This is a genomic window from Bradyrhizobium sp. C9 (assembly GCF_002532045.1).
Taxonomy (GTDB): Bacteria; Pseudomonadota; Alphaproteobacteria; order Rhizobiales; family Xanthobacteraceae; genus Bradyrhizobium.
On record NZ_NWTG01000012.1, the window covers coordinates 127352 to 149674 of the forward strand.

Annotated in this window: 26 protein-coding genes, 2 tRNA genes and 1 pseudogene; 13 read left to right on the forward strand and 16 right to left on the reverse strand. The window is 63.8% G+C overall.

The annotated features are described in order from the left end of the window. Positions 1 to 118 precede the first annotated feature (118 nt). Positions 119 to 358, forward strand: coding sequence for a hypothetical protein (locus CO675_RS23450; RefSeq protein ID WP_097674208.1), 240 nt, complete (start codon positions 119 to 121; stop codon positions 356 to 358). 78 nt (positions 359 to 436) lie between these two features. On the opposite strand, the gene CO675_RS23455 is transcribed toward CO675_RS23450, so the two are convergent. Further along, positions 437 to 688 (reverse strand): hypothetical protein, encoded by a 252-nt coding sequence (locus tag CO675_RS23455; RefSeq protein ID WP_097674209.1) that lies wholly within the window; start codon positions 686 to 688, stop codon positions 437 to 439. A gap of 520 nt (positions 689 to 1208) precedes the next feature. On the opposite strand from CO675_RS23455, the gene CO675_RS23460 reads away from it, so the two are divergent. The 3 genes from CO675_RS23460 (at position 1209) to CO675_RS23470 (ending at position 3762) form a co-directional block, all read left to right on the forward strand. After that, entirely contained in the window at positions 1209 to 1577 is a 369-nt protein-coding gene (locus tag CO675_RS23460; RefSeq protein WP_245452876.1) for a hypothetical protein, read from the forward strand. Continuing rightward, entirely contained in the window at positions 1574 to 2422 is an 849-nt protein-coding gene (locus CO675_RS23465) for an alpha/beta fold hydrolase (RefSeq protein ID WP_097674210.1), read from the forward strand. The genes CO675_RS23460 and CO675_RS23465 overlap by 4 nt, the downstream gene beginning before the upstream one ends. A 182-nt stretch (positions 2423 to 2604) precedes the next feature. Further along, positions 2605 to 3762, forward strand: coding sequence for a DUF2652 domain-containing protein (locus CO675_RS23470; protein WP_097674211.1), 1158 nt, complete (start codon positions 2605 to 2607; stop codon positions 3760 to 3762). A gap of 35 nt (positions 3763 to 3797) precedes the next feature. Here CO675_RS23470 and CO675_RS23475 read toward each other — a convergent pair whose 3' ends face one another. The 8 genes from CO675_RS23475 to CO675_RS23510 all read right to left on the reverse strand — a co-directional run bounded on the left by CO675_RS23475 (position 3798) and on the right by CO675_RS23510 (position 7509). Next, positions 3798 to 4361 carry a hypothetical protein gene (locus CO675_RS23475; protein WP_097674212.1) on the reverse strand — a complete coding sequence of 188 codons (564 nt, stop codon included), beginning with the start codon at positions 4359 to 4361 and terminating at the stop codon, positions 3798 to 3800. A gap of 133 nt (positions 4362 to 4494) precedes the next feature. Beyond that, positions 4495 to 4713 (reverse strand): hypothetical protein, encoded by a 219-nt coding sequence (locus CO675_RS23480; RefSeq protein WP_097674213.1) that lies wholly within the window; start codon positions 4711 to 4713, stop codon positions 4495 to 4497. A gap of 204 nt (positions 4714 to 4917) precedes the next feature. Then, the gene (locus CO675_RS23485; protein ID WP_097674214.1) at positions 4918 to 5097 is read right to left on the reverse strand and encodes a hypothetical protein; all 180 of its coding nucleotides are present in this window, start codon (positions 5095 to 5097) and stop codon (positions 4918 to 4920) included. Between the two features lie 86 nt (positions 5098 to 5183). After that, positions 5184 to 5372 carry a hypothetical protein gene (locus CO675_RS23490; RefSeq protein ID WP_097674215.1) on the reverse strand — a complete coding sequence of 63 codons (189 nt, stop codon included), beginning with the start codon at positions 5370 to 5372 and terminating at the stop codon, positions 5184 to 5186. Positions 5373 to 6070: 698 nt separating this feature from the next. After that, the gene (locus CO675_RS23495) at positions 6071 to 6256 is read right to left on the reverse strand and encodes a hypothetical protein (protein WP_097674216.1); all 186 of its coding nucleotides are present in this window, start codon (positions 6254 to 6256) and stop codon (positions 6071 to 6073) included. A 99-nt stretch (positions 6257 to 6355) separates the two neighbouring features. Further along, on the reverse strand, positions 6356 to 6670 hold the full coding sequence (locus tag CO675_RS23500) for a DUF5658 family protein (RefSeq protein WP_097674217.1): 315 nt from the start codon (positions 6668 to 6670) through the stop codon (positions 6356 to 6358). A 179-nt stretch (positions 6671 to 6849) separates the two neighbouring features. Continuing rightward, a tRNA-Thr gene (locus CO675_RS23505) sits at positions 6850 to 6924 on the reverse strand. A gap of 174 nt (positions 6925 to 7098) precedes the next feature. Beyond that, a complete protein-coding gene (locus CO675_RS23510; protein ID WP_097674218.1) occupies positions 7099 to 7509 on the reverse strand; it encodes a hypothetical protein in 411 nt (136 codons plus the stop codon). Positions 7510 to 7657: 148 nt separating this feature from the next. On the opposite strand from CO675_RS23510, the gene CO675_RS23515 reads away from it, so the two are divergent. From CO675_RS23515 to CO675_RS23530, 4 genes are all read left to right on the forward strand, one after another. Next, positions 7658 to 8374: a dienelactone hydrolase family protein gene (locus CO675_RS23515; RefSeq protein WP_097674219.1), complete on the forward strand. Its 717-nt coding sequence runs from the start codon at positions 7658 to 7660 to the stop codon at positions 8372 to 8374. Between the two features lie 70 nt (positions 8375 to 8444). After that, complete coding sequence (locus tag CO675_RS23520) at positions 8445 to 9158, forward strand: HoxN/HupN/NixA family nickel/cobalt transporter (protein ID WP_097674220.1); 714 nt, start codon at positions 8445 to 8447, stop codon at positions 9156 to 9158. 172 nt (positions 9159 to 9330) lie between these two features. After that, positions 9331 to 9804: a hypothetical protein gene (locus tag CO675_RS23525; protein ID WP_097674221.1), complete on the forward strand. Its 474-nt coding sequence runs from the start codon at positions 9331 to 9333 to the stop codon at positions 9802 to 9804. Between the two features lie 91 nt (positions 9805 to 9895). Continuing rightward, positions 9896 to 10348 (forward strand): hypothetical protein, encoded by a 453-nt coding sequence (locus CO675_RS23530; protein WP_198964713.1) that lies wholly within the window; start codon positions 9896 to 9898, stop codon positions 10346 to 10348. A gap of 57 nt (positions 10349 to 10405) precedes the next feature. Here the strand turns inward: CO675_RS23530 and rlmB are convergent, their stop codons facing one another. Then, entirely contained in the window at positions 10406 to 11230 is an 825-nt protein-coding gene (gene rlmB / locus CO675_RS23535) for a 23S rRNA (guanosine(2251)-2'-O)-methyltransferase RlmB (RefSeq protein ID WP_097674223.1), read from the reverse strand. Between the two features lie 194 nt (positions 11231 to 11424). On the opposite strand from rlmB, the gene CO675_RS23540 reads away from it, so the two are divergent. Then, positions 11425 to 11510: transfer RNA gene (locus tag CO675_RS23540), tRNA-Tyr, on the forward strand. A gap of 180 nt (positions 11511 to 11690) precedes the next feature. Here the strand turns inward: CO675_RS23540 and CO675_RS23545 are convergent. Next, positions 11691 to 12566: a LysR family transcriptional regulator gene (locus CO675_RS23545; protein WP_097674224.1), complete on the reverse strand. Its 876-nt coding sequence runs from the start codon at positions 12564 to 12566 to the stop codon at positions 11691 to 11693. Positions 12567 to 12669: 103 nt separating this feature from the next. Between CO675_RS23545 and CO675_RS23550 the strand changes: the two genes are divergently transcribed. Both CO675_RS23550 and CO675_RS23555 read left to right on the forward strand, forming a co-directional pair. Further along, on the forward strand, positions 12670 to 13281 hold the full coding sequence (locus tag CO675_RS23550) for a DUF1989 domain-containing protein (protein ID WP_097674225.1): 612 nt from the start codon (positions 12670 to 12672) through the stop codon (positions 13279 to 13281). 25 nt (positions 13282 to 13306) lie between these two features. Continuing rightward, positions 13307 to 14236 carry a LysR substrate-binding domain-containing protein gene (locus tag CO675_RS23555; protein WP_097674226.1) on the forward strand — a complete coding sequence of 310 codons (930 nt, stop codon included), beginning with the start codon at positions 13307 to 13309 and terminating at the stop codon, positions 14234 to 14236. Here CO675_RS23555 and CO675_RS23560 read toward each other — a convergent pair. Together CO675_RS23560 and CO675_RS23565 are read right to left on the reverse strand one after the other, a co-directional pair. Further along, positions 14217 to 15101, reverse strand: a complete 885-nt coding sequence (locus CO675_RS23560) for a polysaccharide deacetylase family protein (protein ID WP_097674302.1) — start codon at positions 15099 to 15101, stop codon at positions 14217 to 14219. The genes CO675_RS23555 and CO675_RS23560 overlap by 20 nt on opposite strands. Positions 15102 to 15138: 37 nt before the next feature. Next, on the reverse strand, positions 15139 to 15810 hold the full coding sequence (locus CO675_RS23565) for an FMN-dependent NADH-azoreductase (protein ID WP_097674227.1): 672 nt from the start codon (positions 15808 to 15810) through the stop codon (positions 15139 to 15141). 298 nt (positions 15811 to 16108) lie between these two features. Here CO675_RS23565 and CO675_RS23570 point away from each other — a divergent pair, with 298 nt between their 5' ends. Then, positions 16109 to 17569: a purine-cytosine permease family protein gene (locus CO675_RS23570; protein ID WP_097674303.1), complete on the forward strand. Its 1461-nt coding sequence runs from the start codon at positions 16109 to 16111 to the stop codon at positions 17567 to 17569. Between the two features lie 22 nt (positions 17570 to 17591). Here CO675_RS23570 and CO675_RS41795 read toward each other — a convergent pair. From CO675_RS41795 to CO675_RS23580, 3 genes and pseudogenes are all read right to left on the reverse strand, one after another. Beyond that, a pseudogene (locus CO675_RS41795) lies at positions 17592 to 17768 on the reverse strand (LysR family transcriptional regulator); the annotation flags it as partial. Next, positions 17769 to 19682 carry an AAA family ATPase gene (locus tag CO675_RS23575; protein WP_143279085.1) on the reverse strand — a complete coding sequence of 638 codons (1914 nt, stop codon included), beginning with the start codon at positions 19680 to 19682 and terminating at the stop codon, positions 17769 to 17771. 238 nt (positions 19683 to 19920) lie between these two features. Further along, entirely contained in the window at positions 19921 to 20838 is a 918-nt protein-coding gene (locus CO675_RS23580; RefSeq protein WP_097674304.1) for a LysR family transcriptional regulator, read from the reverse strand. 127 nt (positions 20839 to 20965) lie between these two features. Between CO675_RS23580 and CO675_RS23585 the strand changes: the two genes are divergently transcribed. Next, a complete protein-coding gene (locus CO675_RS23585; protein ID WP_097674305.1) occupies positions 20966 to 22321 on the forward strand; it encodes an MFS transporter in 1356 nt (451 codons plus the stop codon). Positions 22322 to 22323: the final 2 nt, after the last annotated feature.

Consider the following 22323-nt stretch of genomic DNA (forward strand, 5'->3'; position numbering starts at 1 on the left):
TGCTTGTTCAGCCGATATTCACGCCTGATCGTGCAATGCAAAAAATAATTCCTGCATTGCACGGAACTTTCATCGTGATGCGCTATTGTGGGATCGCCGGGCTGGTGGACAAACAAACATGCGTAGTCTTGCGTTAGGGCTGATCATCTCTGCGGTCTCTGTGCCGTGCTTTGCCCAGACCATCCTCAAATCCGAACCCTTGGCGCTTGCGCCCTACGAGGTCGTCTTCGTGCAGGACGCCTCCTGTATGGCCGGCAAGGTGCTCAAGGTGACCGGGTCGATCCGCGGTCTGCATCGGCGGAAGATCTGCGTGTCGCTCGCCGCCGAACAGGCGTCGCTGGCGACGGCGACGCCGTAGGGGCAGTACGACGGCCGCATCGGCATCCGGTCCGCCCATGCGCACCGGACGATCCGCTGTCCCTCGGTTCAACGTCCTTCAGTTCAACCGAGGCTCGAGACGCGCTTCGCGATCGGCATCGGCCTTGTTCTTGACCGGGTCCTCGTTCGGCTCGAGCTGGCAGGGCCGGATCTCATAGTCATTGTCCAGCACCGGGCGCGGCGAGGCCTTCTCCTCCTCGGAAACGGTATCCACCACCAGGCCCGATTTCCGGGCAAGCTTCCAGACGTCGGCCTCGGTCGGATACGCCTTGCTCAGCTTGGCGTCTTGATAGAACAGCGCGTACGGCATTCGTCGTTTCCCCAAACAACCGACGACAACGCCAAGGGCCGTTCCGGGTTTCACGCCAGATCGCCGTTCCGATCACGGAACCGTGAACGAGGATCCGCGGCAAGCATCTGAAAACATGAGTCATTTCGGACCTTTCGCTGGTGGAGCCTGAGTCCTTAATGAGCGGTAAACCCCGGAAAAAAGAATCCCCGGGACTCCCCGGGTAGAATCGCCGGATGCTCCGAGCCATGAGAGCGATCCACCAGCCCCCCTACGAACGCGTGCATCTCGCGCTTGCGGTTGCGCTGCTCGCAGCCTGCGCCGCCAACGTGGCGCTGGTCTGGTCGTGGCTTTAGGGAAAATCTGGCTCCAGGCAATAATTTAGCCCCAGCCGAAATCTGTATGTAGCGGCCCACGCGAAAACGCCGTAGCCGCGCGACGCCGGCATCGATTGACGAGCCAGCCATTCCTTCCATCATTGCCGCAGAACAGGTGCCCGCTGCGGCTTGCGCGGATGGGCCGCCATCGGGGTGGAGCTGACATGATCGAGATGCTGAAGGAACGGGTCAATTGCGACGCCGGCCTGGTGCGGCGCGGCCGCTTTCTGACAACGACATTCCTGCTCGAGATCGGCAAGGCCGCCTGGCTGATCGCGATCCATGAGGGCCGCATCGTCGCGGTGACCAAGGGCCCGTTCGTGATGCCGTCGTCGTCGTTTGCGCTGCGCACCTCGGACGAGGAATGGGACCGGTTCTGCGAACAGCGGCCGCCGCCGGGCTCGAACGACCTGATGGCGCTGATCAAGCGCCGCGTGCTGAAGGCCGAGGGCGAGCTGCAGATCTTCATGGCGAACCTGCGCTACTTCAAGGAGGCGCTCGGCAAGCTGCGCCGCGAGGGAGCGGCCGCATGAGCGCCAAGTTCGAGCCGATCATCGGCCGTTACATGCAGCTCGAGCTGTCGGGCCGGGCGCACCGCGTCTATGTCGAGGAGGCGGGCGAGGGCACGCCGCTGCTCTGCCTGCACACCGCAGGCGCCGACGGGCGGCAATATCGCGGCCTGATGAACGATGTCAGCGTCACGCGCAACCATCGCGTCATTGCCTTCGACATGCCCTGGCACGGCAAGTCGTCGCCGCCCGAGGGCTGGCACGATGAGGAGTACCAGCTCACCTCGGCGCAATACACGGCGATGATCCTGACCGTGATGGAGGCGCTCGACCTCGACAGGCCTATCGTAATCGGCTGCTCGATCGGCGGCCGGATCGCGCTGCATCTCGCGCTCGAACATCCCGAACGCTTCCGCGCGATCATCGGCCTGCAGGCCGGCGCGCATGTCGATCCGTATTACGACCTGAATTTCCTGCACCGGCCGGACGTGCATGGCGGCGAGGTCGCGGCCGCGATCGTCTCGGGCCTGGTCGGGCCCGACGCGCCGGACAAAGAGCGGTGGGAGACGCTGTGGCACTACATGCAAAGCGGGCCCGGCGTGTTCAAAGGCGACCTCTATTTCTACAAGATCGACGGCGATATCCGCGCCCGCATCGCCGAGATCGACACCAGACGCTGCCCGCTGTTCCTGCTGTCGGGCGAGTACGATTATTCCTGCACGCCGGAGGAGACGCTGGCGGTGGCGAACAGCATTGCCGGCAGCGAGGCCACCATCATGAAAGGCCTCGGGCATTTCCCGATGAGCGAGAACCCAGGCGAGTTCGCAACGTATCTGCTGCCGGTGTTGGAGAAGATCAGCGGCGGGTAGCCCGCGGTGGCTTCACCTCGCCCTAACCCTCTCCCCGTCAGAACGGGGAGGGGGAGCGTAGTGCGCTCGCGGCAGCTGTTCGACGTAATCTCACCGCGCCCTAACGGCCCTCGACCTCGAGCGCTGCGGTATGACAGACTGCGTTTCGTCATCGTCACCAAAAGATTGCGCGGGAGGTCCCCATGCTTCCGAAGGCTGAAGCGGCATATTTCGCGATTGCCGACATTTCCGGCTACACCAATTTCCTCGCGGCGGTCGAACTCGACCATGCGCAGGATATCATCGCCGATTTCATGGACGTGGTGGTGAAAGGGCTGCGCCCGCCATTTCGCCTCGCCAAATTCGAGGGTGACGCAGCGTTCGTCTACTCGACCGGGGCAATCGACGGCTCGCTGCTGCAGGACGCGATCGAGGGCGCCTATCTCAAATTCCGCCGGCGGCTGCGCGACGTTCGCCAGGCCTCGACCTGCGAGTGCAAGGCCTGCGTCGCGATGGGCGATCTCGATTTCAAGTTCGTCGTCCATCATGGCGAGATGGTGAAGCAGAAGATGGGCGGCAGGGAGGAACTCGCCGGGCGCGACGTCATTCTGGTCCACCGGCTGCTGAAGAACACGGTGGGCGAGAAGCTCGACGGTCGGGCCTACGCGCTCTACAGCGACGCGGCGATCCGCGCCATGGGCGTCGATCCGGTGGCGCAAGGTCTCGTCCCGCATCAGGAGACCATCGACATCATCGGCGATGTGACGCTGTGGGTGCGCGATCTCGAAGCGGCGTGGCAGCACGACGACGCGCAAACGCGGATGGAGGTGACGCGCGAAGACGCCTACGCGATCCTGGAGTTCGACATCGCCGCGCCGCGGCAAGCGGTGTGGGAGTTTATCACCGTGCCCGGGCAATGGCGGAAATGGTGGGACGCCGACGACATCATCGAGGAGTCAGGCAAGGGGCGACGCGGTGTCGGCACCAAAAACCATTGCGCGCACGGCAACCATACCAACGTCGAGGAAACGCTCGACTGGCGTCCGGACGATTATTTCACGGTCGGGATCACGCTGCCGGTGCCCGGAGCGCCGCGCATCATCATGACCCGCGCCGTTCTCGACGGCCCGGACGGAACGTCCCGTTTCGAGCTGCGGATCGCCAAGCCGAAGCCGAAGGACAGGGCGTTCCTCGATGGTGCCGCCGCCAAATTCGCCGAGCGCATGACCCAGGCGATAACAGGCTTGCGAGCGATGCTGGAAGACAAGCAGCCTGCCGATGATGCCATGGAAGAGCCGATGCTGATGCGATCGAGCGGACGCTTCCTGACCGAGCCGGTGAAATCGGGCGCGCGGGGCTGAAGCTCGGCGAGCGGCCAGAGCTTGGAGAGCGCCGGTTACTTGCCGGAGCGCGGCAGCTCGCTGTGGTCGCGGATCGCGGCGCGGACCTTGGCCATGGTCGTCGTGCAATATTCCTCGCGCTCCTTGAGGAAGCGCTGCTGCTGCGCGCGGAAGTTGGCAACGCGCTCCCGGACCTCGGATCCGAAGTCGCCGCTGATGTCGAGCTTGGTGAATTGCGGCGGCTGCGCCGGTGGCGGCGGGACTTCCACGACGGTCACCGTCAAGGGCGCGGGGGGCAGGCCTTCGAGCACGGTCGGCACCGGAAGCGGCGGCGGCATGACCACCCTTGGGGCCTCGGCCGCCGGCTTGATCTCCAGGGCGGGCCTTGCCTCCGAAGCGGGCTTTGTCTCAAAGGCGGGCTTCGCCTCAAGGGCCGGCTTCGCCTCAAGGCCTGCCTCGACCACGGCCGCCGCGGTGGTGGGCAGCGGGGCAGGTGCTGGCGGTACGGCGGTCCGCTGGGCAGCCGCAGGCAACTCGGCGTCGGGCAGCTTGCCCTTCACCGACTGTACGAAAGCCATTGTCTGCGCGATCAGGAGATCGCGTTCCTTCATCCACTTCATGGCGCACCTTGAGCGCGCGGATTGCAGCAGAGCAACCCGGGGGAATCAAGCTCTCGCCACCATGATGGTTGACGAAGACGCCTGTTTTGCAGGCACGGTGACAAAATTGTGACGTGCCTGCGCACGAGCACGGTCAGCGCTGGCGGGGATTGGTGTTCGGGACGAACGGGATACCGACGATCCGGACCGGTGTCTGGCTCGGTGCCGGCGCCTGATTCGCGGCCGGCCGAGGCGCGGCGCTGGCCGGCGCGGGCGCCGGATCGAGCAGGGCGACGATGCCGGCAGCGGCGACGCTGAGCAGCGTGAAGCTGCCCAGAAGCATCAAATCGTGGTTGGTCTCGCGCACCCTCATGGAGGGAAAATCGCGTGAGGGGGCATCATGTTCCAAACAAATGCTAAGGCGCTTTCGCGCGGTCGGGTCCCGGCTTGAGAAAGTGGGTCGGGAGCGGCCGGGGGCCCAGAGCGTCCGGATTCAGAAGATAGGTCGGCCCAGCGGGATCAGGATCGCGACTGAACGTTCGGACCCGGCGCGGCGGCGTGAGCGGATCGGGCTGCCTTAGTGCGCTGCCGCCTGGGCAGGTGCCGGTTCGATGCTGCGGGCTTCGATCTGATCGGCGTAGCGGCCATACTCCTCGGCCATTTCGAGCAGCTTTTCTCGCACCACGGCGTCGGTGACCTGGCGGGCCAGCCGTCGTGCCTGATCGGATTGGAAGCGATAATGGGCTGTGTCGGACATCGTAGGCTCCTCACACATGTGTAAGGGGCGTCCGGCAAAGGTTCATCAAGACGTCATTGAAGGAAGGACGTCACTGAAGGCAGGCGCTATTGAAGGGTGCTGGGCCGATCGGTCACCGTGGCCGCGACCGGATGGCCGGCCTTGTCCTCGCGGACCTCGACCTCGAACCAACCCATCTCCTTCAGCTCGCGCGCCTTCTTCTCGGCCGCGTCTTCGCTGTCGCGCTTCAGCACGATTTGACTGGTGCCATCCCGGGCAAGGATCAAATAGGTCATTGGCTGAGTCCCATCCCGCATTCTGCATACCGCGTTTCGGGCTGCAAGGACAGAAACAAGGCGAGGGATGGGGGATGCTACGGGGATGATCCCACGATTCCTGCCAATGCACAGGGCGTCCGGCTGTTGCCGGCTGCCGTCGGTATCGACCGGCTACGCGGGTTGATCGCCGACATCCGGGGCGCGCTCAGACCAGCGCAAGCGTGATTGGCGAGCGGTCCGCCGCTGGCTGCCGGCGGCAGGCTTGCGCGTTGCGTCGCGCAACGCATATTGAGATGACGTATATCATCCAATTCCCATGGAGCCCGGGAGACTACGGCCTTCCATGAAACGTTGTGGGTAATCCAGGCGAGGCTCTTTAATTGAGCCGCGAATACATGCTCGGCTTGGCTCAAGCACCATGCGCGGCGCAAGCCGCGTCGATCTGGATGGAGGACTCGATGCCCAGGCACTTCGGTTTGAAGGCAACATCGGCGGCAGCACGGTCGGCATTCACGGGATCATCAAGAGATCTGCAGCAGCGGACCGCGTCGGCAACTGCGTCGAAGAACCTTGCTACAGACGGTTCGCCGGCGCGAAAGCCCGCTTCGCCAGGCTCGGAGCTGCCATATTCTCCGACAAGCTGGCGGGGCTGCTGCGGTCGACGGTCGATCTCGGCCGACTGAAGCTGCGCGCGACGAGGCGTGGCCGGCCGGCCTTCATGGCTCTGACGGCTGGTGCTTGTTGTCGCGCTTCAGGTCCAGGCGATCGATGCGTTCATCGATCAGTCGATTCAGTCGCTCGTCCCGCAGCTTGTCCTTCCTGTACAGCCCGCCATGCAGGCGATAGGCGACGAGGAGCAGGACGACAGCAACGCCGACGAGATAGTAGGACCAGTCCATCATCAGAACCGCGCCTGGCAGCGTCCATTGTGAAACAACTGAGCCTCTGCACTCTGCCAAGCAGCGCGACTGGCGGCTCGTCAGCACAACCGTAGGGTCAGCTCAATTGGCGCCCGCGAGGATGAACAGATTGTTGTAGACGGGCAGTGCAATGAGGGCGACCACGTAAGCCATTTGGCGTTCGCTGTTGCCATGCCAAAGCAACCACATCACGAGGTAGGTTAGGCCCAGTTTGGCAATGAGCCACCATTCACCCAGCCACTCCTGGGTGAGCCACATGAACGGGTTCAGTTCGCCCATTCCCCGCTGCAAGATTTCGTTGGTGGTGGTGAGATCCGAGTAGCCCATCAGCAGGGCACAGACCAACAGCATTGCCTTCAGCAACGACGTCCTCGTCCGCAACTGCTTTTCCGTCATCCGGTGCCTGCCCGAAATCCGCTTGTGGCTCCCCAACTGCACAATTTTGCGGAATGTTTGCAGCGAGTGCAAGCCTCCACGACCCGGTTGTCCAACGCTCTGCCCGCCAAGGCGACCATGTTGGGTACCCCGTACCGAGGCACGGCCCACTGACCCGTCTGATTGATTTCGTGAAAATATGGTGCCGGCTGAGGGGATTGAACCCCCGACCTTCAGTTTACAAAACTGCTGCTCTACCGCTGAGCTAAGCCGGCGACATGGAATGATTTGCGGGCTCGCATAGCAGACTTGGCGGGACAGGGCCAGAACCTGAAGGCCAGAACCGCAAGGCCAGAACCCGGAAAGCTGATCGACCGCGTCGCCTCCACCGGCCTGGTGGCAAAAAGGCGGCCCGAGGGCCGCCTTTTGCGCATCAGCGTTCGCCTGAGCTACTGGCAGGGATGCCGGAGGCCGTCGCTGCCACGGAACCAGGTGCCGGGGGTGCAGACAAAGCCGTTCTGCCGGGCATATTCCTCGCCGCCGATCGGGGCGGTCGCGATCGCGGCGGCTGTTCCGACGGCGCCACCGACCACGCCGCCCACCACACCGGCCGCAGCGTCGACGGGCCCGAACGGGCCGGGGTCATACCGGTTGTAGCTGCCCTGCCAGTCGCGGTCACGCCGGTCGGAGCGGTGGTGGTAGGTGGTGCGGGGCGTGCCCGGCGCCATCGCCTGGCATCGGGCATCCGGAGTTGCGTTCGAGCAGCGTACAGGCGTGCCGATGGACTGCTGCGCCATTGCGGGGCTCGCAAGCGCCGCGGCGACGAGCGCGACAGCGCCAACGATCTTAAGCTGTGTCATGCGAGATCTCCTCTTGCCGTAGTGCAGAGCTAATTTCGCTGAGCCACGCCTGTTCCGACGCGGCCTTGCCCTGCGTTCAAACCAGTGTGAAGTTCCGATAGCCCGCGCATGATGCGTTCCGGATGATGCGGCCTTTGACGAGAATTGCATGCACACCAGCGACATCGACTACACCGCAGGCGACGCCATTTTGCGCGGCTATCTTGCGTTCAAGGACCGCGGCGTCAAATGTCCCGGCGTGCTGGTATTCCACGAAGGACTCGGGCTCGGCGATTTCGCGATGGAGCGGGCGCGCAGGCTTGCCGAGCACGGCTATGTGGCGCTCGCCGCCGACATGTTCGGCGAGCGGCGGCAGGCCGCCGATCTGCAGCAGGCCATGACGCTGATCGGTCATTTGCGCTCCAATCCCGCAACGCTCCGCGCGCGGGCGCGCGCCGCGCTCGCGACGCTCACGGCATTGCCCGAGGTCGATGCGACCCGTTGCGCGGCGATCGGCTTCTGCTTCGGCGGCACGGTGGTGCTCGAGCTCGCGCGCGACGGCGCCGACCTCAAGGCCGTCGTCAGCTTCCATGGCGTGCTCTCGACCACGCAGCCTGCCGCAGCAGGTGCGGTGAAGGCGAGCGTGCTGGTCTTGACCGGGGCCGACGATCCGCTGGCGCCGTCCGACCAGGTCGCGGCGTTCGAGAACGAGATGCGCGCCGGCAAGGTTGCCGACTGGCAGGTGATCAGCTACGGCAACACGCTGCACGGCTTTACCAACCCGACCGCCGACGGCTCGATCATGAAGTCGGCGCTCTATGACGCGCGGGCCGACCGCCGCTCCTGGGCGGCGATGCAAGGCCTGTTCGACGAGGTGCTGGTTTGACGAGGTGTCGGCCTGACAAGATCGGCGATGTGGTGTTTGATCTGCCGTCACGCACCGGCGCGGGGGATTGATGTTCGGAATCTTGAGTCTTGGCTTTCTGCTCGGCATGCAGCATGCGCTGGAGCCGGACCACATCGCGGCGGTATCGAGCATCGCTGCGCGCCGTACCCATGTCGGTGACATCGTCAAGCACGGCCTGACCTGGGGCCTCGGTCACACGCTCACGCTGTTCGTTTTCGCCGGCGCCGCGATCCTGCTCGGGCACGCGATCCCCGAGACGGTGGCGCAGCCGATCGAGACCGCGGTCGGCGTCATGCTGGTCGGCCTCGGCGCGCATGTGTGGTGGCGGCTGTGGCGCGATCGCGTGCACTTCCACACCCATTCGCACGGCGACGGCAAGACGCATTTCCACGCCCACAGCCACGGGGGCGACATCGTGGCGCCTGCGTCCACTCTGCCGCATGCCCGGGCGCCGCACAGCCATGCCCACGGCTTCCGCTGGCGCACGCTGCTGGTCGGCCTGATGCACGGCATGGCGGGCTCGGCGGCGCTGTTGGTGCTGACGGTGTCGCAGGCGCCGAACCCGGTGGTCGGGCTCGGCTATGTCGCGCTGTTCGGCGTCGGCTCGATGATCGGGATGGGCGTGCTGTCCGGCGTGATCGCGGTGCCGCTCGCGGCCTCCGCACGCTGGCTGACCTGGGCCAACCGCGGCCTGCAAATCGCGGTCGGCGCGGTGACGATTGCGATCGGCATCCACGCGATCATCGAGAACGCCTTCACCTGACGCAGCGGCGCGTATTCGCCGCCGTTAACGATTCCTGATCCCGCACGGCCGCATTGACCGGATGCGGATGCTTACGCGTTAGGCTTACCGCCAGTTTGGCCCGCGCCCTTAACCCTTCCGCCAAGCCGTTGGATTAGGCTGCTTGTGGAACAATTCGGGACGCTGGGTGAACATGCGCGGAAGTCTTGCGCTGGCGATATTGGCTGGGATGACCTCGACGGCGCTTGCCGGCGGCGGCTTCGACATCGTCGTGCCCAACCGTCCCGGCGTGCCCATCATCATCAATGGCGTCGACGCGTCCTACGCCGTGGTCGAAAGCGCGATGGGGCTCGCCCGCAACGAGTCGATGGTGCCGACCGTCTATGGCGGCCGCCCGATCGATCCCCAGCCGAATGTCGGCCATTATTATCCGAGCCTCGGCCACATGCCGGGTTACGGCCGCCTCGAGATCGAGCCGCCGGCCAACCGCCGCCTGCCGCAGCCGGCCGAGAGCTATCATCAATCGTGGGGGGCGCAATCCGCGCCGCTGCCCGCACAGTCCAACGTGCCGGTCGATCCGCCGCCGGTGATCTATGCGCCGCAATTCAACGGGCCGCAGCGACTGCCGGGACCGGTCCTGCGGCCACCGCGTCCCCGAGGACCCTAAGCCAACTGCCCCAAATCTACAGCCCCTAATGGGGTGCCTTCATAGCCACCAAGAGCTACGCGACGAACAGAGAGACCATCAGGAGAGAGTAATGCGTCAAATGATCAAAGGACTGATTGCGGCCGTGGCCGTCATGGTGACCGCGCCCGCAATGGCGTGCGGTTTCAACCCTTGCGGCGCGCCGGTTTATGCCGCGCCTGCCGTGACCTATGGCTGCGGCGGCTGCGGTGGCTACGGCTATGGCTATGGTGGCTACGGCGCGGTCGAACGCCTGCCTGACCCGGATGCGGCCTATCCCGGCGCAGCGCAGCAGTACTATTACGTCAACCAGGGACCGAGCTACACCGGCCCGGGCAATTGGGCGCCGCGTCCGTATTACCGCGAAGGCTATGGCCGCCCGTATTACGGCTATCGCCACTACGGCTACCGCCATCACTATCGGCCGTACCGTCCGCACTACGGCTATCGCTACGGCTACGCGCCGCACCGCTACGGCTATGCGCCGCATCGCTACGGTCATCCGGTGCTGCGCCGCTACTACTGATCCGACAATCGATCGACAAGATATCAGCGCCCGTTCGCGTCAAGCGAGCGGGCGTTGCTACATCAACCCGAGGCGGCTGGCGCCGATATAGAGCGCTAGCACACAGGCGTTCGACACGTTGAGGCTCTTGATCTCGCCGGGCATGTCGAGGCGGGCGACAGTGCTGCAGGTCTCGCGCGTCAATTGCCGCAACCCCTTGCCTTCGGCGCCGAGCACCAGCGCGAGCGGTTGCTGCAACGGAACCTTGCCGAGATCTTCCGAGCCCTCGCTGTCGAGGCCGACGGTCTGGAAGCCGTGGTCGTTCAGCTCGTTCAGCGCGCGCGCCAGATTCTGGACGGTCACCATTGGCACCAGCTCGAGCGCGCCGGAGGCGGACTTCGCCAGCACGCCGGTGGCCTCCGGGCTGTGGCGGGCGGTGGTGACGATTGCCTTCACCGCGAATGCCGCGGCCGAGCGCAGGATGGCGCCGACATTGTGCGGATCGGTGATCTGGTCGAGCACCAGCACGATGCCCTCCTGCGCCAGCGTGTCGATGCCGGGCGAGGGCAGGGGTTCGGCCTCCGCCAACAGGCCTTGATGCACGGCATCGGGGGTGAGGCGCCGGTCGATATCGCCGGGCCGGACGATCTCCGGGGTGACTCGGGTCGCGATGTTTTCGTCGGCGAGGCGCTTGGCGGCGTTCTCGGTGAGGTAAAGCTTGCGGATCTGGCGGTCCGGGTTGGCAAGCGCCGCCGCCACCGTGTGCCAGCCATACAGAATCACCGGTCCGTCGGAACCGGATTCGCGCTCCCGCCGGGCTGGCGGGCGGCCGAATTTCGGCCCTCTTTGGAAGGGTTTACCGCCCTTGCCTCGGAAATTGGGTTTGCGGTCGCGATCGCTCATGTGAGGCTTGTGTCACGGGTGTCGCAGAATGGCAATTTAACCGGCAAATTGCGCGCCGGCTTGGTTGACTTTGGGGACCGCCTTCGCCCATAAACGCGCCCGACCGCGCACCCGCTTCGGGTCGGCCGGTTATCAGCGTCATTTCGATGACCCGGTCCGCCGCCACTCGCGCGGCCGGTTCGACGCTGTTGGACGGGGGAGTGTCCCGAGTGGCAAAGGGAGCTGACTGTAAATCAGCCGCCTCATGGCTTCGCAGGTTCGAGTCCTGCCTCCCCCACCAGCCTTCGCTCGCTTCGCGAGCTACGGCTGGGCAAGCCAGCAAGTCTCCATCATAGCGAAGTGAGTGAAGGCTGCCGCGCCGAAGCCCAACGGGCGAAGGCGGGCTGCATCGGACGCACACCGACTTCCCACTCCGTCCGCGCGCACATCTCCACCAGCGTTGCGCCGCCGCCACCCCGACTCACCCCCGCAACCCACGCCGCAGCAGCTTGGCGAAATCCTGCGCCATCTGCGACGGCGCCTCGTGCGTCGGGGAGAGGATCGCGATCTGGTACTGGATCTTCGGCTTGAACGGGCGGATGGCGAGGCCCTCGGTGAACGGCTTGCTCACCACGGGATCGACGATGCCGACGCCGCGGCCTTCGGCGACGAGCTGGCACGCGGTCGAGAAGAACTCGGTCTCCGCGACCACGTTCCAGCGCGCGCCATATTCGGAGAAGGCGGATGCCAGCTGCTGGTAGATCGGATCGCCGCGAAACAGCGTCACGAAGGGGACGCCATCCAAGTCATCAGGGGTGATCTGCTTCAGCTTCGCCAGTGGATGCGCAGGCGGCAGCATGCACACGCACTCGTAGGAGAACACCTCCATGTGCGAGGTCGGATAATCCAGCGGCAGCTCGGCGACCGCGAGGTCGAATTGCTGAGTCGAGATCAGCTCCCGGACGGTCGCCGAATTGCGCGTGATGATCTTGATCTGCAGCTCGGGCTTGTTCCTGGCGAACTGCGACAGCAGGCGCGGCAGCAGGCTGATCGAAATGCTCGGATAGGCCGCGATCGCGAGGTGACCGCGCCGCCCGGACCTGATCTCGGCCGCAACGCGCGATGCGTTCTCGGCGGCTTCGAGGGCGCGCGCGGCCTCGACATAGAACAGCTTGGCTTCCGGGGTCGGTTGCAGGCGGCCGCCGCGGCGCAGGAAGAGATTGAGGCCGGTCTCGTGCTCGAGGCCCGCGATCATCGTGCTGATGCCGGGCTGCGACATGCCGAGCAGCTCGGCCGCCCTGGTCATGGTGCCGTGGAGCATCAGGGCGCGGAAGCATTCGAGCTGTCTGAGGCGCATCGGACGACTATACGAATCTGCTATAATGGACACAATTAATATTATTAGAATTGCATGACGAGCGGTGCTCCAATGGCGCAACGAGCCATTGAGGAGCCACCAAATGACCGCAGCAATCATCGATCTGACCCGCGCCCGTCTGATTCCCGCCCGCAACGGCGTGGCAGCGCGCCTCGATGCGGGTGAGACGGTCATGGTCGTCAACACCCACGGCAAGCAGGTGGTCGACACCTGGGCCTTCAATGCCCGCGACACCGGCGAGTTCATGTCGATGGAGCACAGCCGCGCATCGATGCTGCGGCTGATTCCGCGCGTCGGTGACACGCTGACCACCAACCGGCGCCGCGCGATCCTCACCTTGGTCGCCGACACCACGCCGGGAATCCACGACACCTTGATCGCGGCCTGCGACATTCACCGCTATCGCCAGCTCGGCGCTGTCGGCCATCACGACAATTGCACGCAGAATCTGGCGCATGCGCTCGAGGCGGTCGGCCTCACGGCTGCGGTGACGCCGGCGCCGCTCAATCTGTTCATGAATGTACCGGTCACCGACAGCGGACAACTGGACTTCAAGTCGCCCGTCAGCGAGGCCGGGCAGTATGTGACGCTGCGTGCCGAGATGGATCTGGTCATCGTGTTCTCCGCCTGTCCGCAGGACATGGTGCCGGTGAACGACATGCGGCCGACCGACGCTCATTTTCTCATCGCCTGACACGCGCCCGCGCGGAGAACCGATCATGCGCAAGCTGCCGCCGCTCAATGCCGTCCGCGCGTTCGAAGCCGCGGCGCGTCACGAGAGCTTCACCGCCGCCGCCAATGAGCTCTGTGTCACGGTGACGGCGATCAGCCACCAGGTCCGGCAACTCGAAGCGATCCTCGGCCACAAGCTGTTCGAGCGCTCCGGCCGCGCGGTGGTGCTGACCGCGGAGGGCCATGCGTTGTTCCCGATGCTGCGCGACGGCTTCGACCGCATGGCGAGCGCGTTCGCGGCGATCCGGCCGCCGGCCGATGGCGATGCGATCACGGTATCGACCACGCGCGCCTTCGCCGAGCGCTGGCTGATGCCGCGGCTCGCGCGCTTCAACGCGGCGTTTCCTCACCTCGTCGTCCACATCGATGCGACCGAGGAGGTGCGGATGCCCGGCGCAGACGGCGTCGATCTGGCGATCCGCTACGGCCGCGCCGATCGCGCCGGCGAGACATCGGTGCTGTTCAGCGATCGCTACATTGCGGTTGCGGCGAACGCGATCTGTCCGCCCGGTGCCCGTCTCGGCATTGACGACGTCCGCTCGCGCTCGCTGCTGGCGTTCCGCTGGAAGAATGCCGCACTGGATTCGCCGGGGTGGTCGGCCTGGCTTGCGGCGGCCGATCATGATCCGGACCGGGACTTCCGCATCTCCTGGTACAGCGAGGAGCCGCTGGCGCTGCACGCCGCCGAACGCGGGCTCGGACCGCTGTTGTGCAGCGATGCGCTGGTGGACGAGCAATTGCGTCAGGGCACGCTGCGCCGGCTCGACGGTCCCGCGCTTGCGGGCTTTGCCTATCGCCTGGTCGATGCGCCAGGCGCTGCCCGGCGCAAACCGGTGACGGCGTTCATCGACTGGCTGCGCGGGGAAGCCGCCGCATTCCGGGCGGCTCCCGACCAGGTCATGACACGGGCTGCGTGAAATAGGGCAGGGTCTCGACGCGGACCTGGTAGGTGCCCGCCTTGACCAGGCCGTCGAGATGCGCGGCGATCTCCTCGAGCGATGCGAACCAGACCTTGCGTTCGGCAACGATCCGCTCGAGCCAGCGCTCCACGACGCGCCAGCGGGCAAGCCGGCCGGTCAGGAACGGGTGCCAGATCCCCATCCAGAATCCGCCGGCCTCATAGGCCGCCTCAAACTCCTCGAACGAGGCGGCAAGGCCTTCGCTCGGCGATTTGACCGGCATCATGTAGCCGATCTCTGCGTAGTGGGCGAAGGGCGGCCAGTCGTCCGATCCCCAGTGCGGTGGCATCTCGTAAAGCGATCCGCGCGTGGTGCGCATCTGGTACGGGATGTCATCGGCCATCAGCGATGAATCGTAGACGAAGCCGTGCTCGATCAGGAGATCGATCGTGGTCTGGTTGGCGTTGTAGACCGGCGCACGGTAGCCGCGCGGCTTACGCCCAGTCATTGCGACATGAATGGCAAGCGCGCGTTCGAAGGCCTCGCGCTGCTGCGCCGAGGAAATCTCCGTCGGGTCCTCGTGGATGTAGCCGTGATGGCCGATCTCGTGGCCACCCTTGAGAATGGCTTCCACGGCATCCGGATAGCGCTGCATGGTCCAGGCCGGCATGAAGAACGACTGCTTCAGCCCGAGGCGCCGATAGGTCTCCAGGATGCGCGGCACGCCGACGGTCGGCCCGTATCGTCCCATCGTGATCGGGTAGAGCCGGTCGAAGGAGTCCTTCGGCCGCGCGATGTGGATGAGGCTGTCGGCGTCGACGTCGAACGTGATCGCGCAGGCGCAGCGCGCCCCGTTCGGCCAGGGGATGGGATTCTTGATCATCGGATCATCCTCGTGCAGCCGGCGGACAAGCGGCGCATCATTCCGCCGCGACATTAACAGGCCCGTCGATTCCAAGACACTGCCGGACCAGCACCGGGATCGCGGCAAAGGCGTCGGCAACCGATCGCCGGTAGCGCTCATCGTTGAACTCCTGATAGTCGACCGCGATCAGATGGCTCTCCTGCACCCCGAGATAGTGGGCGCAGGTGAAGATGTGGGTCTCCAGATGGTTCATGGCCTCCCGCACTCCGCCGGGGCCGAAGCCGAATTCGCCACGCGAGCTCAGCACCACCAGCGTCTTGCCGCGCATGATCGGCTCGAGCGGAAACTCGCCGCGGGCGAGATCGAAGCTGAAGGTCTTGTCGATCCGGATCACCTTGTCGAACCACGACTTCAGCGCCGCCGGCATGCCGTAATTGTGCATCGGTGCCCCGATCACGATCACATTGGCGCGTTCAAGCTCGTCGATCAGTTCGTCGGACAGACGAAGTTCGTCATGCTGCTCCGCGGTACGGTCGCCAGGCGCGGTGAAGGCGGCGGCCACCCAAGCCTCCGTGATGAGCGGTGGCGGGTCGCGGCCGACGTCGCGCGAGATGACCGTGGCGCCGGGCTCGTGCGTCAGCCAGTGTTCGACGAACGATTTGGAGAGTTTCCGGCTGACCGAACGGTCGCCGCGCGGGCTGGCATCGATATGCAGAAGTGTCGTCATCCCTGGCCTCTGCTGATTGGGGAGCAATGCGTCGGCTCCACAATGACCAAATGTCGGGATCGGCGTGATTGACGAATCCGGCAGGTCAGTTGAGAAAATCTCAACGGTGAAGCGGCGTGCCACGGTGACGCTGCGATCGCTCCTGATGGCGGCCGTATTTTCCGGCTCGCTGCACGCAAACTTCACTCTCGATGCCGCCTCAACCCGGCTTGAGGATTTCTCATTATCGCCTCAACGCTGCCTGCTGCTCAGATGCCTCATCCCGGCCCAGATCAATGCGCCGGACAACGGGGGAAACATGTTGCTCAAGCAGACACAGCTTCCGGTGCAGGATGAGGCCGGCTTCGATGCCCACGGAATCGAGCCGGTGCCTGCGGCGCACCGCACGTCGTCGTCGTTCGATCAGTTCTGGATCTGGACCGGCGCGAACATCGCGCCGATCAACTGGGTGCTGGGCGCGCTCGGCATCCAGCTCGGCCTCAGCCTGCTGCAAACGCTTGCCGTCATCGTCATCGGCAACCTGTTCGGCGCGGCGCTGTTTGCCGCCTTCTGCCTGATGGGACATCGCACCGGCGTGCCGCAGATGGTGCTGGGCCGGCTGGCGTTCGGTCGCCGCGGTGCCTATCTGCCGGCACTGGCGCAAGTGCTGATGCCGATGGGGTGGGTCGCGATCAACACCTGGATCGTGCTCGATCTTTGCATGGCGGCGCTTGAGCGGATGGGTATCGGCGGCGGCATCGAGCTCAAATATGCGATCGCGGTGTTGGTGATGCTGTTCCAGATCGGCATCGCGGCCTGGGGCTTCAATGCCATCAAGGTGTTCGAGCGCTACACCATGCCGTTCATTCTGCTGATCATGGCGGTCATGACCGCGCTCGCGTTCCTGCACGTCGACATCAAGTGGCAGTCCGCCAATGTCACCGGCATGCCGGCATTCGCCGCCGCGACGCAGCTGATGACCGCGATCGGCATCGGCTGGGGCATTTCGTGGCTGACCTATGCCTCCGACTATACGCGCTTCACCAGGCCGTCGCTCGGCGCGGCCAAGGTGTTTCGGGCGACATTCCTCGGCATGTTCCTGCCGACGGTCTGGCTTGCCTTCCTCGGTGCGACGATTGCATCGGCCGGCGCTGGTTCCGATCCGTCGAAGCTGATCATCGCAGCGTTTGGCACGATGGCGCTGCCGGTGCTGCTGGTGCTGCTGCATGGCCCGATCGCGACCAACATCGTCGTGATCTATTCGGCGGCGCTGTCGTCGCTGGCGCTCGATCTGCGGCGGCCGCGTTGGGTGATCTCGGTGGCCTCCGGCCTGATCGCCTCCGCGATCCTGTACGGCTTCCTGCAGTCGGGCGACTTTGCCCACGCCTTCGACAATTTCATGGTCGCTCTGATCGTCTGGATCAGCCCATGGGCCGGCGTCACGCTCGCGGATTTCTATCTGGTGCGACGCGCCCGCATCGATGTCGCCTCGCTCTACGAGGAGCCGGGCCGGGATCGTGATTTCAACTGGGCGGGACTGATCGCCTTTGCGGCAGGCTTCGTAGCGGCATGGGCCTTCCAGATGGGCACGATCAAGGCCATGCAAGGCCCGCTTGCATTGGCGACCGGCGGGGTCGACCTGTCATGGCTCACCGGGATCGGCGTTGCGATGGTGAGCTATCTTGGGCTGCATCGGCTGTTTGGGCGTCCACTGGCGCGGAGCGTCCCGTCGCCGAGCGCGGACGCGGCGTCGATCGAGCCGGCGACCACGTCGACCTGAAGCGGCACGCCGTGCGCTCGCCTCACTCCATCCGCGCAAATAACTCCACCAGCGTTTCGCGCAGCCAGCGCTGCGCGGGGACGGTATCGTTGCGCTGGTGCCAGAACAGGCTGACGATGCGCGGCGGCGCCGGTAGCGGCACCGCCACTGCATGCAGATGCGGCGCGTGGCGGGACTGCGCGCTGAGATCGCGCCGCAGCTAGGTTGCTGGTCTTCGCGTGGTCTCCACCACACTATGAATATATGCTGCTAGTTCCCGAAGAAGCTGCGGCTTATGTTCGATCAACCACTCGGTGAGGAACTTTGAGTGGCGAACCTTGTCATAGGCGTTGCCGGGTTCACCTAGTTCATCAATCACCGCTTTCAATAGGTTGGGTGCGTGGACGTTGGAAAGCCAATTAACGTCGGCCAAATCTCCACTCCACCCGGGAGTTGCACCGGCGCGTCGCATCGCTTCCTCAATGCGTGACGGGGCTACAGGGGCCGACTTGTCGCGTGCAATCCATCTTAGAAGTGCGGCGATGGCCTCCGGTTCGAGCAGGTAATTTTCATAGCACAATCGAGGTAAAAAGTGAGCGGCGCCTTTCGATTCTCGTACGAGATCATCGATCTCTTGTTGGGTGCGACTTTCCCGGTCGAAGCTAAATGACACCGTGGCGGGGAGAAGTGCTGCGCCTGAGCTAACCTTCTTATAGATGCTCCATATGAGTGCTGCTTGCCTTTTATTCTTTCTTTCAAAGTCTCCCGTGTTCTTCATGGCTACGAATACCAAGCCGAGTTCCACCTCCTTCAAAATCTTCTCGAGAATGAGGGGAAAACAGATCTCTTCTGTAGGACCTTCTACCCAGACTGCGCGATCGTACCCAAATACGTCTGAAAAGCTTACTCCCAAGTCGGTCAATAGCATCTTCAGGTCATTGACCTGATCTGCTTCCACCCTTCGGACGGAGCTTTCACCGTGCTTCCATTCGACCGAGTAGATAATCTGTGGCTTAACCGTCGCGAGAAGTTCGGCGGAATGGGTGCCGATGATGTACTGGTGGTTATATTGTTGAAGCACTTGCATCAGCTTTTTCGCGGCACCGGGATGCAGGAAGCTACTCGGCTCATCGATGACGATTACGCCACGGCGAACTGTCATAGCCACATAAAGTATGCAAAGTACCTGCCCGACACCGGTTCCGCAGTTCTGTAAGGGGTCCGCTAAGTCTCCTCGTTGTATCGAGGCATCGAACTGCGAAACCTTTACTTCCGACTGATTATGCACGAGACCAACCGATACATACCTTATTGAAGGGAATATCTCGGCAACGTGCCGGTTGAATTCTTCGAACTGCCCCCTGTGGCTGCCTTGCCAGGTATGCAATACGGCCGCTAGGTTTTGGCCGTCAGGCGACAAGATCGTTGCTTCTTGTGCAGGAGTCGTTCCGATAGCTAAGCGCTCAGCTCTAAAAACGTAGATGGTGCTGTCGCACTCACGCTGGGCAATCTGGGGCAAACTGTCCATCTGGCCGCTTGATAGGCCGACGGGCTCGACAGACCGACGGGCTCGATTTCCGATAACTCCCAGTGATCTTTCAAATTGCCCTTTATCGAATAAGGCGTGAGATGGATAATCCCGACCAAGCCAACCAGAACTAAACGGGACCTTAAGCTGCAACGTAATCTGCTCCTTCTGCAGTACCGACAGTGCAAATTTAGTTGCATCTTGTTCGGAGTTAACTGGCAACGCTGGGACGTGGACAACCCCGCCGTTAGCCAGAATGGCATTGCGCAATTCCTCGCCACTGATTGAGAGGTCGAACTCTGCTGAGGACGTTTCGTCTAAAGGTACACCAGCATCCACACCAACCATCTTATGCTTGTGATGTGGATTTCGGTGCAAACGGAATGCCTCCAGCAGAGCGCTTTTGCCGGAATTGTTCTGCCCAATCACAACTGTGAATCCGGGAGCGAATTCAAGCCATCCGGAATCTCGGAAGCTCTTATAATTCTGCAATCTCAGCCTTAGAATTTTCATAGCAATGTAGAGTATCGAGATATTCACCTCGCGAGATAGGCAGAAATTCGAGTATTCAACCGGAAGTTTGGGGATGACTTCCCAAATTCCCAAGTGGTCACCTCATCGCTATGGATCGATCGTGGCCAGATGTCGTGTTCGCCCAGTACGACCTTGATTCCGTTAACGGTTACGCTGCTGGCGAAAGGGCAGCGTCTAAGCTTGCGAGAGATTCACCTGGGTCCCGGCGATCTCTCGCCGTCGAGTTCAGCGTGACTTCGATCTGACCTACATTACGAGTGCCAAGGGCCACGAGGAGGAGCACATGACGAAAGCGGGTCGCATCTGCCCCTTATTCCATCCGCGCGAACATCTCCACCAGCGTCTCGCGCAGCCAGCGCTGCGCGGGGACGGTGTCGTTGCGCTGGTGCCAGAACAGGCTGACGATGCGCGGCGGCGCCGGCAGCGGCACTGGCATGGCGTGCAGATAAGGCGCCTGGCGGGATTGTGCGCTGAGGTCGCGCGGCAGCACCGCGATCAGGTCGGATTGGCGCACGATTTCGTAGGCGGCGTTGTAGTGATTGACGATGGCGACGAGGTTGCGCGACAGCCCGCGCGAGCCGAGAAACTGGTCGTAGGTTGGCAAGGTTCGGCCGGCCAGGCTCACATCGACATGCCTGGCGCCGAGGAAACTGCGCACATTCAACCGCTTCTTGCCCGCAAGTGGGTGATCACGCCGCATGAAGCAGGCATAGTCCACCGTCCACAGCGAGCGCGAGCGGATCAGTCCCTGATGCAGCGCTTCATTGACATAAACGCTCAGCACGCAATCGACCCGATTGTCCTCGAGCTGGTCGGCGATCCCGATGATGGTGTTCGGCACGGTGCGGATGCGCGCCGTCGGCGCCATCTCGGCGAAGCGGTTCAATAGCCGCGGCATCACCAGGGCAGACACGTAGTCCGACATCGACAGGCTGAACTCGGTCTGCGCACGGCGTGAATCGAAGACCTCCTCGTCGAGCGCGCCGCGGATACTCTCCAGCGCGCCGCCGATCGGATCCCACAGCGCCACGGCCCGCTGGGTCGGGCGGATTCCCGTGCCTGATCTGACGAACAGGGGATCGCTCAGCGCGTCACGTAGTCGTGCCAGCGCATTGCTGACCGCGGGCTGCGTCATCTTGAGCGCGTTTGCGGCGCGCGTGACGCTGCCCTCCGTCATCAACGCCTCGAAGACTTTCAGGAGATTGAGGTCGAGCGTGCGAAACGGCATCGGCGACATTCATGCTGGTGATATACTAGATCATAATTATAAATTATTGCGATAATTGAGCTTTGTCTATCATTCCCAGGCTGACCCCGCGGCGCGTGCCGACCGTGGGGCGGAGGGGGGCTATTTCATGTCGATGATCTCGGCGCGCATCGAGCGCCTGCCGTTCGCGCGTTTCCATGTGCACCTGCTGCTGATGGGCGGCCTGGGCTATCTGTTCGACGCGATGGATGCCGCCGTGCTGGCGTTCATCCTGCCGGTGCTGCGTACCGCCTGGGGGCTGACCAATGTCGAGACCGGCGTGCTCGGCAGCAGCACCTTCGTCGGCTATCTGTTCGGCGCGCTGCTCGCGGGAACGCTGGGCGACCTGATCGGCCGCCGCGCGGTGATGATGTCGGCGCTCGCGCTCTACAGCGTGGCCTCGCTGGTCAGCGCGACGGTGGACAGCTGGCCGGCATTCTTCGCAGCGCGCGTCGTCGCCGGCATGGGCACCGGTGCGGAAAGCGCGATCATCGCGCCATATTTCGCGGAGTTCGTGGCGCGGCGTTACCGCGGCGCCTTCACCGGCGCGCTCGCCGGCTTCTTCTCGTTCGGCTTCGTCGCTGCCGCCTTGCTCGGCTATTTCATCGTGCCGGCCTACGAGAACGGCTGGCGCATCGTGCTCGTGATCACCGCCATACCGGTCGTGATGCTGCTGTGGTGGCGGAGGTCGCTGCCGGAATCGCCGCGCTGGCTGGAGAGCCGCGGCAGGGTGAAGGAAGCCGAGGCGGTGCTCGACAAGGTCGAGGCAAGCTTCGCGCGCGAGGGCCGCGTGCTGCCGCCACCGGTCGCCGAGCCCGTTGTGCCGGCCGTATCGTCGGGAACGCTGCTGAGCAATTTTGCGGCGCTCCTGGCCGGCCGCCAGGCGCGGATCACCACGATGACCTGGATCATGTGGCTGTCGATCACGTTCAGCTATTATTCCTTCTTCGTCTGGATTCCCGGCCTCTTGGTGCAGAACGGCATGAGCATCACCAAGAGCTTCGGTTATTCGCTGGCGATGTATTGCGCGCAGGTGCCCGGCTATTTCACCGCCGCTTTCTTCAACGAGCGGATCGGCCGGCAGTCCACGATTGCGACCTACATGATCCTCGGCGGCGCCAGCGCGCTCGGGCTCGCCTTTGCCGCGAGCGACGGGCAGATCATGACGGCCGGCCTGCTGCTGTCGTTCTTCATGAACGGCACCTATGCCGGAGTTTATGCCTACACGGCCGAGGTGTTTCCGACCGCAATCAGGACCACGGGGGCAGGGCTCGCGTCCGCGATCGGCCGCATCGGCGCGATCATTGCGCCGATCCTGGTCGGCTACCTCTATCCGAACTTCGGCTTCGCCGGCGTGTTCGGCGTCACCACGTCCGTACTGTTGATCGGCGCCGTCACCGTCCTCTTGATGGGCGTGCCGACGCGCGGCCGGTCACTCGAAGACATCGCAAGCGAAGCTGCGTGATC